This is a genomic window from Saccharothrix variisporea (assembly GCF_003634995.1).
GTDB lineage: Bacteria > Actinomycetota > Actinomycetes > Mycobacteriales > Pseudonocardiaceae > Actinosynnema > Actinosynnema variisporeum.
In genome coordinates, this window is record NZ_RBXR01000001.1 from 6,342,815 (window position 1) to 6,359,088 (window position 16,274).

At 72.4% G+C, this 16,274-nt stretch carries 13 protein-coding genes; 7 read left to right on the forward strand and 6 right to left on the reverse strand.

Translation table 11 applies throughout. From position 1 onward, the window contains the following. The first annotated feature begins 76 nt into the window (after positions 1 to 76). A complete protein-coding gene (locus tag DFJ66_RS28915) occupies positions 77 to 2,815 on the forward strand; it encodes an AfsR/SARP family transcriptional regulator (protein ID WP_121225682.1) in 2,739 nt (912 codons plus the stop codon). On the opposite strand, the gene DFJ66_RS28920 is transcribed toward DFJ66_RS28915, so the two are convergent. Continuing rightward, on the reverse strand, positions 2,808 to 3,281 hold the full coding sequence (locus tag DFJ66_RS28920; RefSeq protein WP_121225684.1) for a carboxymuconolactone decarboxylase family protein: 474 nt from the start codon (positions 3,279 to 3,281) through the stop codon (positions 2,808 to 2,810). The genes DFJ66_RS28915 and DFJ66_RS28920 overlap by 8 nt on opposite strands. Positions 3,282 to 3,401: 120 nt before the next feature. Here DFJ66_RS28920 and DFJ66_RS28925 point away from each other — a divergent pair, with 120 nt between their 5' ends. Next, on the forward strand, positions 3,402 to 3,887 hold the full coding sequence (locus DFJ66_RS28925; RefSeq protein ID WP_121225686.1) for a cupin domain-containing protein: 486 nt from the start codon (positions 3,402 to 3,404) through the stop codon (positions 3,885 to 3,887). Between the two features lie 396 nt (positions 3,888 to 4,283). Here the strand turns inward: DFJ66_RS28925 and DFJ66_RS28930 are convergent, their stop codons facing one another. Then, positions 4,284 to 5,123 carry a hypothetical protein gene (locus DFJ66_RS28930; protein ID WP_121225688.1) on the reverse strand — a complete coding sequence of 280 codons (840 nt, stop codon included), beginning with the start codon at positions 5,121 to 5,123 and terminating at the stop codon, positions 4,284 to 4,286. Between the two features lie 256 nt (positions 5,124 to 5,379). Here DFJ66_RS28930 and DFJ66_RS28935 point away from each other — a divergent pair, with 256 nt between their 5' ends. Then, complete coding sequence (locus DFJ66_RS28935; protein ID WP_121225690.1) at positions 5,380 to 8,622, forward strand: S8 family serine peptidase; 3,243 nt, start codon at positions 5,380 to 5,382, stop codon at positions 8,620 to 8,622. Between the two features lie 502 nt (positions 8,623 to 9,124). Continuing rightward, entirely contained in the window at positions 9,125 to 9,895 is a 771-nt protein-coding gene (locus DFJ66_RS28940; protein WP_121225692.1) for a PIG-L deacetylase family protein, read from the forward strand. On the opposite strand, the gene DFJ66_RS28945 is transcribed toward DFJ66_RS28940, so the two are convergent. From DFJ66_RS28945 to DFJ66_RS28955, 3 genes are all read right to left on the reverse strand, one after another. Further along, positions 9,870 to 10,271: a hypothetical protein gene (locus DFJ66_RS28945; RefSeq protein WP_121225695.1), complete on the reverse strand. Its 402-nt coding sequence runs from the start codon at positions 10,269 to 10,271 to the stop codon at positions 9,870 to 9,872. The two genes, DFJ66_RS28940 and DFJ66_RS28945, sit on opposite strands and share 26 nt — an antisense overlap. 57 nt (positions 10,272 to 10,328) lie before the next feature. Beyond that, positions 10,329 to 11,495 (reverse strand): mechanosensitive ion channel family protein, encoded by a 1,167-nt coding sequence (locus tag DFJ66_RS28950; protein ID WP_121231883.1) that lies wholly within the window; start codon positions 11,493 to 11,495, stop codon positions 10,329 to 10,331. A gap of 109 nt (positions 11,496 to 11,604) precedes the next feature. Then, a complete protein-coding gene (locus DFJ66_RS28955) occupies positions 11,605 to 12,222 on the reverse strand; it encodes a TetR/AcrR family transcriptional regulator (RefSeq protein WP_121225697.1) in 618 nt (205 codons plus the stop codon). Between the two features lie 71 nt (positions 12,223 to 12,293). Between DFJ66_RS28955 and DFJ66_RS28960 the strand changes: the two genes are divergently transcribed. Genes DFJ66_RS28960 through DFJ66_RS28970 form a run of 3 tightly spaced genes read left to right on the forward strand, consistent with a single transcriptional unit; the run spans position 12,294 to position 15,015 of the window. Continuing rightward, positions 12,294 to 13,151: a metal-dependent hydrolase gene (locus tag DFJ66_RS28960; protein WP_246029940.1), complete on the forward strand. Its 858-nt coding sequence runs from the start codon at positions 12,294 to 12,296 to the stop codon at positions 13,149 to 13,151. Next, the gene (locus DFJ66_RS28965; RefSeq protein ID WP_121225701.1) at positions 13,151 to 14,071 is read left to right on the forward strand and encodes a PDR/VanB family oxidoreductase; all 921 of its coding nucleotides are present in this window, start codon (positions 13,151 to 13,153) and stop codon (positions 14,069 to 14,071) included. Before DFJ66_RS28960 ends, DFJ66_RS28965 begins: the two co-directional genes overlap by 1 nt. A gap of 17 nt (positions 14,072 to 14,088) precedes the next feature. After that, positions 14,089 to 15,015 (forward strand): alpha/beta fold hydrolase, encoded by a 927-nt coding sequence (locus DFJ66_RS28970; RefSeq protein WP_170199721.1) that lies wholly within the window; start codon positions 14,089 to 14,091, stop codon positions 15,013 to 15,015. Here DFJ66_RS28970 and DFJ66_RS28975 read toward each other — a convergent pair. Next, a complete protein-coding gene (locus DFJ66_RS28975) occupies positions 14,909 to 16,240 on the reverse strand; it encodes a DUF4153 domain-containing protein (protein WP_121225705.1) in 1,332 nt (443 codons plus the stop codon). The two genes, DFJ66_RS28970 and DFJ66_RS28975, sit on opposite strands and share 107 nt — an antisense overlap. Between the last annotated feature and the right edge of the window lie 34 nt (positions 16,241 to 16,274).

Genomic DNA, 16,274 nt, shown 5'->3' on the forward strand with positions numbered 1-16,274 from the left:
TGCGGGCTACCGGGACGGGCCGGCCACTGTGGGAAACTGTTCGACCACAGGCTGCCGATGCTGAGGGGTCTTCGGGATGCGGGTGAACCTGCTCGGGCCGGTTGAGCTGGTTTCCGCTGGTGGAGAACCCGTCCGGCTCGGCGCGGCCAAGCGCCGGACGGTCCTGGCCGCGTTGGCGCTGGAGCTCAACCGGGTCGTCTCCGGTGACCGCCTGTTGTCGCTGGTGTGGGACGGCTCACCCCCGCCGCAGGCCAAAGCCGCCCTCCAGGGACATATCGCCCAGCTGCGGAAGGTCCTGTCCGACGGCGTGGCGCTTCTCACGCGCGCGCCCGGCTACGTGCTGACCGGCGACCGGGCCGCGGTGGACGTGTTCCGGTTCGAGGACCTGGTGGCCTCCGCGCGCGACGCGGCCGACGAGACCGCCGTGGACCGGCTGACCGAGGCGCTGGCGCTGTGGCGCGGGCCGGTGCTCGCCGACGTGCCGGGCGACCGGGTGCGGGAGGCGGTGTCGGCGCGGCTGGAGGAGCTGCGGCTGGTCGCCGTGCAGGAGCTGGCCACCCGGCTGTTCCGGCTGCACCGCGCGGCGGACGCGGTCGGCGAGCTGCGCGAGGCGGTGGCGGCGCACCCGCTGCGTGAGCCGCTGGTGGCGCGGCTGGTGCTGGCGCTGCACTGGACCGGCCGGCAGGCCGAGGCCCTGGAGGTCTTCCACCGCACGCGCGAGCGGCTGGCCGACGAGCTGGGCGTGGACCCCGGGCCGGAGCTGCGCGACGCCTACCAGACCGTGCTGGCCGGGGACGCCGCGCCCAAGCGGGTGGAACGCGGTCCCGCGCCCGCGCAGCTGCCCCGCGAGCACCGGGGTTTCGTCGGCCGCGAGCCGGAGCTGGCCGACCTCGCCGACCGGCTGCGCGGCGACTCCGCGATCGGGCTGCTGGTCGGCCCGGCCGGGGTGGGCAAGACGGCGCTGGCGCTGCACTGGGCGCACCGCGTGGCGGCGGACTTCCCGGACGGGCAGCTGTTCGTGAACCTGCGCGGGTTCGACGAGACCGAGCCGCTGGACCCGCGCACCGCGCTGATCGGGTTCCTGCGCGCGCTGGGCCTGGCCGACGCGCAGATCGCCGTGGAGCTGGAGGACCAGGCCGCGCAGTACCGGTCGCTACTGGCCGGGCGGCGGGTGCTGGTGTTCCTGGACAACGCCCGCTCCGCCGAGCAGGTCCGGCCGCTGCTGCCCGGGTCGCCCGGGTGCCTGGTGCTGGTCACCAGCAGGCACCGGCTGGACGACCTGGTGGTCACCGAGGGCGCGTCGGCGCTGCACGTCCAGACCCTGCCCGCGAACAACGCCGAGGACCTGCTGGCGGCTGCCCTGGGCCGGGCGCGCATCGACGCCGAGCCCGACGCCGTGGCCGAGCTGGTCGAGCTGTGCGACCGGCTGCCGCTGGCGCTGCGCATCGCCGGCGCCCGGTTGGCGTCCAGACCCCGGTGGACCGTCCAGTCCCTGGTCGACGAGCTGCGCGACGAGCAGCACCGGCTGTCCGCGCTGGAACTGCCCGAGGCCGGGCGGGGCGTGCACGCGGCGCTCGCGGTGAGCTACCGGGAACTGCCCGAGGGCGCGGCGAGGTTGTTGCGCCGCTTGGGGTTGCACCCCGGCACGGACCTGGACAGCTACGCCGCCGCCGCGCTGCTGGACATCAACGTGGTCAGCGCCCGCACCCACCTGCGCACCCTGGCCTACGCCAACCTGCTGCACGAGTCCACGCCCGACCGGTACTCCCGGCACGACCTGGTGCGCCTGTTCACCCACCAGCTCGCGGTCGGCGAGTCCGAAGTGGACGGTGCGCTGGAGCGGCTGCTGGACTACTACCTGTTCGTCGCCGACACCGCCCGCGCCCACCTGTCCGACCACGTCCGCCCGTTCCGCCCGCCCGAGCACCGGCCCGCCAGCCACCCGGAGCTGTCCTCGCACGCGGCGGCGCTGGACTGGTTCACGCTGGAGGAGGCCAACCTGGGCCTCGCGTTGGACGTCGCCCTGCTCGGCGGCCACCTCGAACGGGCGTGGCAGCTCGCGCTGTGCCTGGACGCGTTCCACTTCCGGCGCGGCAACCGCGTGGACCGGTTGGCGTTGTGCCGCATCGGTTCCGAGGCCGCGCGGGCGCTGGGCGACGCGCACGCCGAGGCGACCTTCCTGCTGCGCCTGGGTTCCACGCTGGCCGACCTCGGCCGGCTGCCGGAGGCGGTCGAGTCGTGCACCCGGGCCGCGGAACTGGCCCGGGGCGACCGCGACCTGGAACTGGCGGCGCTGGCCAACCTCGGCTACTGCCTGATGGCCGACGACCGGCTCGACCGGGCGCAGGAGACCATCCTGGAGGCGCTGGAGGTGGCGCGCGAGGTCGGCGACACCCGGTCGCAGGCCAGCGTGCAGAACAACCTCGCGAACGTGTTGCTGCGCAAGCAACTCCCGGAGGAGGCGCTGCGCCACGCCGAGGAGGCGCTGAGCCTGTTCACCTCGGCGGCCCCGTCCAAGGCGCACACCGCGACCCTGCACACGGTGGGCGCCGCGTCCCAGCAGCTGGGGCGGTTGGACGAGGCCTTGGAGCACTACCGCGCCGGGCTGGAGCTCGCGGAGCGGCTGGGCGACCGGTACCAGGAAGCGTTGTGCCACCGGGCGATCGGGGACGTGCTGGAGCAGTCGGTCGGCGCGGACGCGGCCACACCCCACTGGCTGACCGCGTTGCGCCTGTACCGGGACCTGCGGTTGGCGGACGCCGACGACCTCGCGGCCAAGCTCGACCCCAACGTGGCCGCGGTCGGGCTCAGCTGAACTGGCCGGGCTGGTAGCTGCCCGCGGGCTGGCGCACCAGGACGTTGACCCGGTTGAACGCGTTGATCACGGCGATCGCCGCGACCAGGGCTGCCAACTGGTTCTCGTCGTAGTGCTTGGCGGCGTTCTCCCACACCTCGTCGGACACACCACCGGCGGCGTCCGCGATGCGGGTGCCCTCCTCGGCCAGCTCCAGCGCCGCGCGCTCGGCCTCGGTGAACACGGTGGCCTCCCGCCAGGCGGCGACCATGTTGAGCCGCTCGGGGTTCTCGCCCGCCGCCACGGCGTCCTTGTAGTGCATGTCGGTGCAGAAGCCGCAACCGTTGATCTGGCTGGCGCGCAACAGCACCAGGAAGTTGGTGGACTCCGGCAGACCCGAGGCCTCGACCGCACGGCCCGCGGCGACGAGGTGCTTGAGGAACTTGGCGGTGGTCTGGTTGGTGAACAGGTTCAGACGGGCGTCCATGTCGTGCGCTCCTCGCTCGTGTTCTGATCTACACAGCGATGACGGGTGGGGCGCGGGCGATGTGACAACCGGTCCGTGTGGCGTGCGCCACCCCTGCCGGGGAAGGGATTTGTTTCGGAGATGAGCTACTACACCGGGTCGACGGGTGAGATCAGCGCGCTGTGGCGGCCGGTCGCGGACGTCGAGACCATCGACCGGCCCCAGTCGCAGGCGCGGCTGGTCGCGCCGGGCAGCACCACGCAGGGCCAGTTCGGGCTGTTCGAGTGGAACATGAAGCCGCGGGCCGGTGGGCCGTCGGCGCACTACCACAAGACGTTCTCGGAGTCGTTCTACGTGATTTCCGGGACCGTGCGGCTGTTCAACGGCGACAAGTGGGTCGAGGCGCGGTCGGGCGACTTCCTGTACGTGCCGGAGGGCGGCATCCACGCGTTCCGCAACGACAGCGACGAGGACGCGTCGATGCTGATCCTGTTCGCGCCGGGGGCGCCGCGGGAGGAGTACTTCCGGGAGTTGGCGGAGATCGGCGACTCGGGGCGGCAGTTGTCGGCGGAGGAGTGGACCGAGCTGTACGCGCGGCACGACCAGTACCAGGTGCCGGAGGCCTGAGCCGACGTCTGCCCGGGGTCGGGCGCGTCCGGTGAGTCGGCACGTCACCGGGTCGGGTGAACCCTGGGAGCCGGGACACCCCGCGAGTCGGGTCCGGGCGCGGCTCGTCGCACGTGGGGGAAGCGTGCGGAGGGCGTCCGGAGTGGGCCGCACGTCGGGGGAGCGTGCGGCTGACTCGCGGGGTGTTTCCGGGCCGCCGGCCGTTCGGTGGGGGGAGATCCGTCCGGCCGACGGCGGCCGTGCTGCGCGGGCGCTCCGGTGACGCCTCGGGGAGAGGACCTGCCGGCGCCCGAGGGGGTGTTGGCGCTGGTGGTGTCCTGACGTCCGGGCGGCATCCGCGAGCCGACCACTACTAGAACGAGTCAGGTCCGGAAGGTGTTCCCCGGGTGTCCGGGGTCACCCCTCCTCGCGCAGCGACGACATCCGGGCCTGAGCCGCGGCCAGCTTCTCCTGGGCCGTGGACGCCTTCCGACGTGCGCGTTCGGCCTTCGTGGCGGCCTCGTGCTCGGCCTGTTGGGCGCGCCGCAGCTCGGCCCGCAGCTCCTCGGTGCGCTCCTCGCGGGCGGTCAGCACCGCCTCCGCCTCGGCCAGGGCCGCCGAGGCCTCCCGCGCGGCGGCCTTCGCGGCCTTGATGTCGTCGCGGGCCTTCGACAGCTCCCGTTCGCGCTTCTTCTCGCGGCGGGGCGCCAGGTCGTCCCGGGCGGCGGGCGCGGGCACGGCGGTCTCCGACAGCGGGCCGAACCCGGACTGCTCGACCGGCTTCACCAGCCGTCCGGCGCGGATGCGGGCGGCGAGGACCGCGTCCGCCAGGGCGGCGGTCAGGGTCGTCCGGACCTGCTGGACGGCGTCCGGGCCGAGGGGTGTGCCGGCGTCGCGCGCCAAGTCCTCCGCCAGGCGCACGAGGGCGCTCACGACCACCCGCCGCCGCCCGCTCAGCTCGCGCAGGACGCTGCCCTTCAGCTGCTCCTGCGCCGTCCGCAGCTGGTCGCCCAGCGCGAGCGCCTGCGCGTACTCGGCGGCGTGCTGCCGGGCCAGCTGGTTGAGCGCCCACGCCGACAGCGTCGGCTTGCGCAGCGCGGACACCTGCTTGGCCAACGCCTTGTCGCCGCGGTCGCCCGCCCGCTTGGCGGCGGCGTCCCGGGCCGCGACGAACTCCGCCGGCGGCAGGGCGTACAGCTCGTCGGCTATCCGGTCGATCGGTGTCGCGTCCACGATGTCGACCAGTGTGCTCGCCATCGCGTTGATGTGCGATTTGTTACCGGTTCAACGCGGTGCCGGAGGATTCACCGTTGACACTGGTTGACATTCGGTACGGTCGGCTCTTGACTGGGGGCACCACACCCGTTTCGCTCTGGTGTGGCACTTCTCGCGTGTTCGCGCAATCCACCGTTCAGTCCAATGTGGACCTGTTGTTTGCGCTGTTCGCACGATTGCCCGGCGGGGGCCGGAAGGATGTGCTTGCGCCAATCTTTCCCCACGAAGGGTTTGCGCCGTGATCAACTCAGGAAGTCGGTGGAGACACCGCACCAGTGCGGCCTTGCTGGCCGCCGTACTGGGCACGACTGGGTTCGGCTTCGCCGCCGCTCCGGCCGTCGCGCAAGAGGCGCCGAACGCGCCCGCGCCCGCCGACAAGCAGCTCGACAAGCAGGACCGCGAACGCCTGGCCCAGGCCGAGGCCAACGGCCAGGAGAACGTGACCCTGCTGGTCGCCGCCGAAGAGGGCAAGTTGGACGCCGCGGCCAACGACCTCAAGGCGCTCGGTGGTGTCGTCGAGTCCACTGAACGCGACGTCGAGTACCTGAAGGTCTCCGTCCCGCGCGACAACGCCGAGAAGGCCGCGAAGCTGGCCTCGGTCAACGCCGTGGACGTCGACGGCCTGGTGGCGCTGGACGACCCGCGCCCCGACGGCGCCACGACCCCGTTGCCGCAGAAGGCGCCGGACGCGAAGACGCCCCGCGCCAACCCGTACATGCCCATCCAGGACACCAAGGCGACGCAGTTCACCGCCGAGAAGCCCGAATGGGACGGTCGGGGCACGACCATCGCCATCCTGGACAGCGGCATCGACCTGGACCACCCGGCCCTGTCGACCACGTCCACCGACGAGCGCAAGGTCGTCGACTGGTACAACGCCAACGCCACCAACTCCGGTGACGGCACCTGGGTGAAGGTCGCGGGCCGCTACAACGGCTCCTTCCCCGCCGGCGGCACCACCTACAAGGCGCCCGCGACCGGCGGCCCCTACAGCTTCGGCCTCTTCGCGGAGACCGCGGGCGACCTGGGCCTGGCCAACAGCGAGACCGGCGGCGACCTCAACCGCGACGGCGACCGCACCGACTCCTTCGGCGTCCTCCAGGACGTCACCACGAAGGAAGTCCGCGTCGACGTGGACGGTGACGGCGACTTCACCAACAACGCGCCGATGATCGACTACAAGTACAAGAAGGACGTCGGCCACTTCGGCAAGGACAACCCGGCCACGCCGGTGCTGGACACCGTCGCCTTCGTCGTCCAGACCGACAAGTCGATCTACGACAACGCCGGCCAGGCGTACGTCAACATCGGCATCGCGGCGGCGGCCCACGGCACGCACGTCGCGGGCATCACCTCCGCGCACGAGATGTTCGGCGGCCGGATGGACGGCGCGGCGCCCGGCGCCAAGCTGATGGCGGTCAAGGTCTGCCTGTCCACCCCGTCCTGCACCTCCTCCGGCCTGATCGACGGTGTTCTCTACGCGGCCCGCAACGGCGCCGACGTCATGAACATCTCGATTGGCGGCCTGCCGGCGCTCAACGACGGCAACAACGCCCGTGCGGAGCTCTACAACCGCACCATCGCCGAGTACAACGTCCAGATCTTCATCTCGGCGGGCAACAGCGGCGCGGGCGCGAACACGGTCGGCGACCCGTCGGTGGCCACCGACGCGATCTCCGTCGGCTCCTACATCACCAGCGCGACCTGGCTGTCCAACTACGGCTCGGTCACCGCGCAGAAGGAGAGCCTGCACGGCTTCTCCTCCCGCGGCCCGCGTGAGGACGGCGGCTTCAAGCCGAACATCGTCGCGCCCGGCTCGGCGATCTCGACCGTGCCGCAGTGGCAGGTCCCCGGCCCGGTCGCGGGCACGTACGAGCTGCCCGCCGGCTACGCCATGTTCAACGGCACGTCCATGGCCGCCCCGCAGGCGACCGGTGCCGCCGCGCTGCTCGTCGGTGCGTACAAGGACGAGCACGACGGCCAGCGTCCCCCGGTGAAGGCGCTGCGCGACGCGATCCAGTCCGGTGCCAAGTGGGTCACCACGCTCAAGGCCTACGAGCAGGGCGCGGGTCTGTTCGACGTCAAGAAGGCGTGGGCGCAGCTCGCCGCGCACCCGAACACCCAGAACGTCACCACCTCGGTGACCGTCAACACCGCGCTGTCGGCGCTGCTGAACCCGGCCAACACCGGTGTCGGCATCCACGACCGCGAGGGCGTCCAGGTCGGCAAGGAGTACACCCGCACCTACACCCTGACCCGCACCACGGGTCCCGAGGGCAACCAGGTGTTCTCCGCGCGCTGGCAGGGCAACGACGGCACGTTCTCGTCCAAGTCGTCGGTCAGCCTGCCGCTGAACACGCCGGTCAAGCTCGACGTCAAGGTCAAGCCGGCCTCGGCGGGCGTGCACTCGGCCGTGCTGAAGCTCGACAACCCGGCCACCGTCGGCATCGACGTGATGACCCTGAACACCGTCTTCGCGGCCGAGCAGTTCACCGCGGACAACAAGTACGCGGTGGTCAAGACCGGTTCCGTGGCCCGCAACCAGACCCAGAGCTACTGGGTGTACGTGCCCGCCGGCACCAGCGCGCTGAAGGTCGACATGGTCGGCGGCGGCGAGGCCGGCAAGGGCCAGGTCCGGTTCCTGCGCTTCGACCCGTACGGCGTGCCGAGCGACACCACGTCGTCGACCAACTGCTACAACCCCGACGCGGGCGCGGGCTGCGCCGGCGGCTCCCCGACGAGCCGCACGATCAGCAACCCGATCCCCGGCGTGTGGGAGCTCGTGGTCGAGGCCCGGCGCACGTCCGACGCCGACACCGCCCCGTACACGCTGACCGCGTCCGTGCTGGGCACCTCGGTCTCGCCGAACCCCGACACCATCGCCTCGGCGACCCCGGGCGTCGGCATCGACCGCAGCTGGACGGTGACCAACACCCTGGCCGCGTTCAACGGCAAGCTCGCCGGCGGCGCGCTGGGCAGCGCGAAGATCGCCCGCCCGTCCATCGCCCACGGCGCCCGCCAGACCTACGACGTGATCGTGCCCGCGGGCACCACGTCGCTGCGGGCGACCATCGGCAAGCCGGGTGACATCGCCGCCGACCTCGACCTGTTCGTCTACAACTGCACCTCCGGCACCTGCGTCATCGCCGGCCAGCAGGCGGACGGCGACTCGGAGGAGTCGGTGACGATCAACAACCCGGCGGCGGGCCGCTGGCAGGTCGCGGTGGACGGCTACGACGTGCCCGCCGGCACGACGGAGTACGACTACATCGACGTCTACGCCGCTCCGGGCCTGGGCACCACCACCACGACCGACACCAACGCCGACCGCACGGCCGGCGCGACCTGGACCGTGTCCGGCGTCGTGACGGCGTCGGCCCCGGCCGGCGAAGGCCGCGTCCTGCGCGGCGAACTGACGGTCCTGACCGCTGAGGGCGCCGTCGTCGGCCGCGGTGCGGTGATCGTGCAGAACGTCGCCTGATTGAGGCACTTGAGGCGACTGCGACACAGCAAGTGAGAGGGCCGCTTCCGGGACATCCGGGGGCGGCCCTCCGCTTTCAGGGCGCTGGCGCGCTTTCCGGGCGCTGGTGCGCTCTTGAGATAAAAGCGAAAAGCGGCGCTCGCCGCTGGGCAGGCCCCCGGGGGTGGAAGGGCGTCGGTTTCTTTCCCCCGTACGGCCTGCCGGAGGCAACCACCCTTGGCCCGTTTGTGCAACCGGAAAAGCTGGTTGCACAAACGGGCCAAGCGCGGTTGGGCTTCGCCCAGGCCGTACGGGGGAAAGAAACCGAGGCCCTTCCCGTGGCTGGCAGCACGGCGAAACGCAGTTCGCCCTTCGGGCGTGCGCCTGCGGCGCAGAGCCGGTTGGGGGGCGGTGGTGGGGAGTGCGCCGGGGTGGCGGTGGGGGATCCGCTGTCGTGGCGGTGGTGGGAGTGCGTCGGGGGTCGGATGGCGGAGGGGTGGGGTGGGTCCTAGGGTCCCGGGGTGTGGTTCGGCTCGGATCGGGTGGCCCGGTGACGGTGGTGGCGTTTCATGCCCATCCCGATGACGAGGTGCTGCTCACCGGGGGCACGCTCGCTCGGGCGGCGGCTGAAGGGCATCGGGTCGTGGTTGTTGTTGCCACCGATGCGATGTGGTCGGAGCCGCCGACTCGGTTGGACGAGTTGCGGGCCTCGGCGGCGGTGTTGGGGGTGCAGCGGGTGGTGCACCTCGGGTATGCCGACAGTGGGCACGGGGCCCTGCTCTACGCCGATCCGCCTGGGCGGCAGCGGTTCGTTCGGGCCGGTCTCGACGAGGCTGCCGGGCGGTTGGCCGACGTGTTGGTCGAGGAGCGGGCCGGTCTTCTCCTCGGTTACGACCGGAACGGTGGGTACGGGCACCGGGACCACGTCAAGGTGCACGAGGTGGGGCGGCGGGCGGCCGAGTTGACCGGGACCAGGTTGCTGGAGGCGACCATGCCCCGGGACGCGGTCGTGCGGTTGGCACGGGTCGTTCGCGCCTTGCGGGTGCCGTTCCCCTACGAAGGGCTGGAGCGGGCCTTCAGCGCTTCGGCGGACATCACGCACCGGTTCGACGTGCGGCGGTTCGCGCGGCAGAAGCAGGCCGCGTTGGCCGCGCACCGGTCGCAGGTCGAGGGGAGCGGTCGGCTGGCGGCGGTCATGCGGTTGCTGGTCCGCCTGCCGGTGCCGGTGTTCGGGCTGCTGGCCGGGCGTGAGTGGTTCGTCGACCCCGTCACGGGGTCGGGTCGGCGTTGCTGAGCGGCTCGTCCACGTCCACCTGGCGCACGCCGTCCGCCGCGACGACCCGCTCGACGTCGGCGACCGGCACCGTCACCCGGATGTAGCCGATCGACGTGTCGGTGGCCTCGACCGTCGCTCCCAGTCCGCGCAGCGCCGACGCCGTCCGCTCGGTGGAGTTCGCCTCCGTGGAGATCACCAGCACCACGTTCGGCACCCCGGACCGCTGCGCCCGCGCCAGCACCTCCTTGCCCTGCGGGCTGAGCTTGGCGGGCATCTGGACCTCCGAAGTAGTCGTCGGGACGACCGCGGTGGTGGGCGCGGTGCTCGCGTGTTCCGGCGCGGGTGCGCCGCAGCCCACGAGTGCGAAGCACGCCACGACCACGATCCGTCTCATGGAACCTCCCGGGGTCATCCTGGCACCAGGACGGACCGAACCGACCGAACGGTTGCGTCACACCTTGCCGGGGCCGGACCCGCCGTGGCCGTTCGAGTCGTTGCCGGTGGGGCCGGGGCCGCTGAACGCCTGTACCCGCTCCTGGCCGTCCTCGCTCTCGCCGAACACCCGCTGGTCGGCCCCGGACGCCTCCTGTCGCGCCACGGCCTGCACCCGGGGCAGGTCGCGCACCCGGACCTGTGGCAACGCGGCGGGCTGGTGCGTCCGCAGCCACGACACCAGGTGTTCCCGCACCTCGCACCGCAGGTCCCACAACCGCCCGGCGTCGGTCGCGCTCACCAGTGCCCGCACCCGCACGAACGCCCCCACCGCGCCGGTCACCTGGAGCACGCACACCCGCCCGTCCCACAGGTCGTCCGACTCCAGGAACTTCCGCAGCTCCTGCCGCATGTCCTCCACCGGCACGGTCCAGTCGACGTCCAGCTCCACCGTCCCCAGCAGCGCGGACTGGGTGCGCGTCCAGTTCTCGAACGGCGTCTTCAGGAAGTACGCGGTGGGCAGGATCAGGCGCCGGTCGTCCCACAGGTGCACGACGACGTAAGTCAGCGTGATGTCCTCGATCCGCCCCCACTGGTCCTCGACGACCACGACGTCGTCCAGCCGCAGGGCGTCGCTGAACGCGATCTGGACGCCGGCGAACACGTTGCCCAGCAGGGACTGCGCCGCCAGCGCGGCGATCGCGCCGATCACACCGGCGGACGCCAGCAGGCTCGTGCCCGCCGCCCGCGCCTCGGGGAAGGTCATGAGGACCGACGCGAACGCCAGCACGCCCACCACGACCACGGTCACCCGCCGCACCAGGGTGATCTGCGTGTGCACCCGGCGGGCGTGCCGGTTGTCGGACACGTCCACCCTGATCCGCGCCAGCATGGCGTCCTCGACCACGACCAGCAGCGCCGCCAGCAGCCACGCCCCGGCGAGGATCAGCGCTATCCCGACCGCGTGCAGCGCCGCCGGCCGCCAGTCACCCCACCCGACCACGCCGATGGAGAACTGCACGGCCACCAGCACCGCCACCGCGAGCGCCGGTCGGTGCGCGTGCGCGGCCAGCCCGGCGAACAGCGCGGACCGCCGTCCGATCCGCCGGACCACCCGGTGCACCGCGGTGACCACGGCCAGCGCGACCAGCACGGATCCGGCGAACGTGAGCACGGCGACGAGCACGAAGGGCACCTCCTGGGGTTCGGGGCATCCTTCGACCCGTACCCGAGATGGCCGTCACCCATTCGTGGTAGCGACCGACTTCACGATCCATCCGGAGGGAGCACGGGGGTCAGCTCCTGGGCAGGGAGTGCGCGATGCGGCCCACGAAGGCGACGAGCCGGTCGGGTGGGAAGCGGTCCGGGTCGGTGATCACCAGCCGGCCCGCCATCTCGGCCAGCGCCAGCATCGCGTGACCCAGCAGTTCGGCGTCCAGGTCCGGCCCGCCCATCGCCTTCAGCCCCAGGTCGGCCAGCGCGTTGACCTGTTCGGTCACCTGCGCCCGCACCCGCTCCACCTGCTGCCGGAACTCCACCGGCGTCCCCTCCGGCGGCAGCAGGACCAGCCGCCAGCGGTCCGGGCTCTCCACCACCGCGTGCACGAACGCCCGGACGGTGTCGGTGTAGAGGTCTTCCGGCGAGCGCTCGTCCAGGCCCTCCGGGATGGCCTCCAGCACCTGGGCGGTCGCGCGTGCGGCCTCGCGTTCGAGGAGTGCCGCGATGACCTCGGCGCGGTTCGCGAATATCTCATATACGACCGGCTTGGTCACCCCGCACCGCCGTGCCACGGCCTCCATGGTCAGCGCGTCGAACCCGCCCTCCGCGATCAGCGCCAACGCACCGTCCAGCACCTGGTCGCGCCGCTGCCCGGCGGGGAGGCGGGGGGCGTACTTCCGGCGCGTTGTGCTCACCCGCCCATATTGCTACGGTGGCGTAGCTTTCACAAAGCTACGCTGGCGTAGTAATGGCGCGGGAGGTCGTGATGGAGCCCGACAACCTCGTGTTGCAGCCCCGGGACGTGCACTTCGACTGGTCGGCGCTCCCGCTGCACTGGGTGCCCGACGAGCCGACCACGACCCACGTCATGAACGTCCTGCACCTGCTCCTGCCCGAGGGCGAGCGCTGGTTCGTGCGCACGTTCCAGCAGGCCGTCCCGCTGATCACCGACGACGACCTGCGGGAGGACGTCCTCGGGTTCATCGGCCAGGAAGCCGTCCACGCCGAGGCGCACAGCGAAGTCCTCGACCACCTGCTCGCCCAGGGGCTCGACCCGCGCCCGTTCACCCGGCACATGGAGGTCGTCTTCCGCCGCATCCTCGGCGACCGCGACGGCCTCACCCCCGAACAGCAGCGGGAACAACTCGTCGAACGGATCGCGCTGGTCGCGGCCATCGAGCACTTCACCGCGTTCCTCGGCGACTGGATGCTCAACGCCACCGCCCTCGACCGCGCCGGCATCGACCCGACCATGCTCGACCTCCTGCGCTGGCACGCCGCCGAGGAGGTCGAGCACCGCAGCGTCGCGTTCGACCTGATGCGCCACCTCGACCGCCGCCAGGTCCGCAAGATCCGCACGATGCTCATCGCCGGCCCCGTCCTGTGGCTGCTGTGGGTGCGCGGCGCGAAGTTCCTCATGGACCACGACCCGCTGCGCCCCGGCAAGCTCACCCTGCGCGAGTTCCGCCGCGCCGGCCGCCGCGGCCTCCTGCCCACCGGGGGAGCGCTGTTCCGGGCCTTCCTGCGCTACTTCCACCCGCGCTACCACCCCAAGCAGGAGGGCTCGACCAGTCAGGCCGTGGCCTACCTGGCTTCCTCCCCGGCCGCGCGGGCGGCCCACTGATGGACGGCTTCGTGCGCGGCCTGGAGAAGTTCACCGACGGCTACCTGAAGGCGTTGCGCCACTTCGGTTCCGCCCGCCCGGACCGTGCTGTCGACCGGCTGCTGCGGCTGACCGTCGCCCAGCGGCGTGAGGAGGTCGAGGACGTGGTCAGCCTGCGCCTGAGCGGTCCGGAGTTGCCCGCGTGGCAGCCCGGGTGTCACCTCGACCTCCACCTCCCCTCCGGCCTGCGCCGCCAGTACTCCCTCTGCGGCGACCCGCGTGACCGGACCTCCTACCGGATCGCCGTCCGTCGCGTCGGCACCGGCTCGGCCGAAGTCCACGCCCTGCGCGAAGGCGACGAGGTGGTGGTGCGCGGTCCGCGCAACGCGTTCCCGTTCGTGCCCGAAGGTCCGATGCTCTTCCTCGCGGGCGGCATCGGGATCACGCCGATCCTGGCGATGGTCCGCGAAGCCGCGCGGCTCGGCGTCGAGCACACGTTCGTCTACTGTGGACGGTCGCGCGCCACCATGCCGTTCCTGGACGAACTCCCCGACCACACCGACGTCCGCCCGGACGACGAGCGCGGCCTCCCGGACGTCGAGGCGATCGTCGGCACCTTCCCGGCCCACGGCTCGGTCTACTGCTGCGGCCCGACGCCCATGCTCGACGCGGTCCGCCGCGCGTTCGCCTCCCGCCGCCTGCACTTCGAGCGCTTCGCCCCGCCGCCGATCACCGACGGCCGCCCGTTCGCGCTGGTGCTGCGCCGCAGCGGGATCACGCTCGACGTCCCCGCCAACCGCTCGGCCCTGGACGTCCTGAAAGACCTGCGCCCGACCGTGCCCTACTCGTGCCGGCAGGGCTTTTGCGGCACGTGCGAGGTGGACGGCGTCCGCGTCTGCGTCGCCCGCCCGACCGGCGACCGGCTCGTGCTCGACCTGTGAACACCCCTGGAGGAACCGTGTTCGTCGAATCCGATGGCGTGCGCCTGTCCGTGTACGAGCGCGGCGACCGCTCGGCTCCCACCGTCGTCCTGGTGCACGGCTACCCCGACACCCACCGCGTGTGGGACGGCGTCGCCGAGATCCTGGCCGAGGAGTACCACGTCGTGACCTACGACGTGCGCGGCGCGGGGGCTTCCGACCGGCCGCGCGACCTGGCCGCGTACCGGCTGCCGGTGCTGGCCCGCGACCTGTTCGCGGTGGTCGACGCGGTCAGCCCGGACCGCCCGGTGCACGTCGTCGCGCACGACTGGGGGTCCATCCAGGCGTGGGAGGCGGTGACCACGCCGGGCGCGCGGATCGCGTCCTACACCTCGATCTCCGGCCCGTGCCTGGACCACATCGGCCACTGGACCCGCGGCCGGCTGTCCTGGCAGCGCGTCAAGCAGTGGCTGCACTCCTGGTACATCGTCGCGTTCCACGTGCCGTTCGTCGCCCCGCTCGTGTGGCGCCACCTGGTCGGCCCGCGCTGGGGCAAGGTGGTGCAGCGGTTCGAAGGCGTGCCTGCGCACCACGTGCAGGACACCATCGTCGAGGACGGCGTCAACGGGATCTCCCTGTACCGCGCCAACTTCATCCCCCGGCTGCGGGCGCCCCGCGTCCGGCGCACGGACGTCCCGGTGCAGATCGTCCATCCCCTGAAGGACAACTACGTCACCGCCGGCCTGCTCGACGCGGCCACCCCGTGGGTGCCGAACCTGCGCCGCCGCGTGCTCGACGCCGGCCACTGGGCACCCGTCACGCATGCCCGGGTCGTCGCCCTGCTGGCGGCCAACCACATCAGGGCCCACACTCCGCCGGCCGGTACTCCTGCGGACGGAAGTCCCGCAGCGCCTCCCGCGCCCGCGACCGGGCCAGGTTCCACGAACGCCAGTCGTCCGCACTGACCCGGCGGTACCGCAGCACGCACTGCCGCACCGGCTCGGGCAGCGATGCCAGCACGGGCACGGCGTCGTCGGACAGCCGCTCGAGGTAGGCGAGGTCGATCTTGCCGGTCTCCTGCCACCGGGCGGCGTTGCGCTCGGCGGTGAACCGGTCCGGGTTGAGCAGCGCGAGCCCCACCAGCGCGGCGAACCCGCTGCCCACCACGGCCCGGGGCAACCACCCGCCGCGCAGCCGCACGCCCGCGACCAGCACCACCAGGTACACCAGCGCCAGCCACAGCTCGCACGCCGACACCAGCACCCGCAGCGTGGTGAACCCGTACGCCTGCTGGTAGACCCACATCCGGTTCAGCGCCGAGGCCACGATCACCAGCGTGAGCACGGTCAGCGCGCCCAGCAGCCCGCGCAGCCACTTCCGGTCACCCTCCTCCGCGACCCGCGCGGCGACGGCGATCACCCCGAGCGTCAGCACCGCGACCGCCAACAGCTGCCAGAACCCGCGCCGCGCGTACTCGGCGTAGGTGACCCCGGCCGTGCGCAGCACGTAGTCGTCACCGCCGAACAACGTGCTGACCTGCACCCCGACGAACGCCGCGAACAACGCGACCAGCGCCCCGACCGGCATCGCCCACTCCCGCAGCGCCACGGTCTTCCGCTGCGCCGGCACCTCGTCCCGCGGCGGCAGCGTCGTCAGGTAGCACGCCCCGACCAGCCCCGACCCGACCGCGAGGAACACGAGGATCCACTGCCCGTCCACCTCGGGCGCGGACTCGCCGAGGATCTCCGCGAACGCCACGTCCGCACCGGCGAGCAGCGGCAGGAACACCGCCAGCACCGCGGCCGTCACCACCAACGGCCTCGCCAACTCGGTCGCCTTCGACGTCTTCACCCCGCGCGCCACCCACGGCACCGCCCGGAACACCGCGGCCGGCACCGCCGCCGACCCGAGCAGCAACCCCCTGGCCGTCCGCCCCCCGACGACGGCCAGCGACCCGGCCGCGCACCCCGCCACCGCGCACAGCGCGAACAGGGCCGGGTCGGCGACCAGCGAGCCGGTGCCGAACAGCAGCAGGCTGAGGGCGGTCCAGCCCGGTCTGACCCTGCGGATCAGCGCGAAGACGACGGCGGCGGTGAGGAACCAGCCGAGTCCCGGCTCGTCGAGCGGCAGCAGGACCGCTGCGGTGGTTCCGCCGACGATCCCGGTGAGCAGTACGCGGTTGGGCGACATGGGTCCTCCGTTGGGCAGCCTGCATCGCGCGGCC

Excerpts from the sequence above, each read along its gene's own strand:
- DFJ66_RS28915 (WP_121225682.1), top strand. The coding sequence starts at position 77 with ATGCGGGTGAACCTGCTCGGGCCGGTTGAGCTGGTTTCCGCTGGTGGA.
- DFJ66_RS28920 (WP_121225684.1), bottom strand. The coding sequence starts at position 3,281 with ATGGACGCCCGTCTGAACCTGTTCACCAACCAGACCACCGCCAAGTTC.
- DFJ66_RS28925 (WP_121225686.1), top strand. The coding sequence starts at position 3,402 with ATGAGCTACTACACCGGGTCGACGGGTGAGATCAGCGCGCTGTGGCGG.
- DFJ66_RS28930 (WP_121225688.1), bottom strand. The coding sequence starts at position 5,123 with ATGGCGAGCACACTGGTCGACATCGTGGACGCGACACCGATCGACCGG.
- DFJ66_RS28945 (WP_121225695.1), bottom strand. The coding sequence starts at position 10,271 with ATGAGACGGATCGTGGTCGTGGCGTGCTTCGCACTCGTGGGCTGCGGC.
- DFJ66_RS28960 (WP_246029940.1), top strand. The coding sequence starts at position 12,294 with ATGGAGCCCGACAACCTCGTGTTGCAGCCCCGGGACGTGCACTTCGAC.
- DFJ66_RS28965 (WP_121225701.1), top strand. The coding sequence starts at position 13,151 with ATGGACGGCTTCGTGCGCGGCCTGGAGAAGTTCACCGACGGCTACCTG.
- DFJ66_RS28975 (WP_121225705.1), bottom strand. The coding sequence starts at position 16,240 with ATGTCGCCCAACCGCGTACTGCTCACCGGGATCGTCGGCGGAACCACC.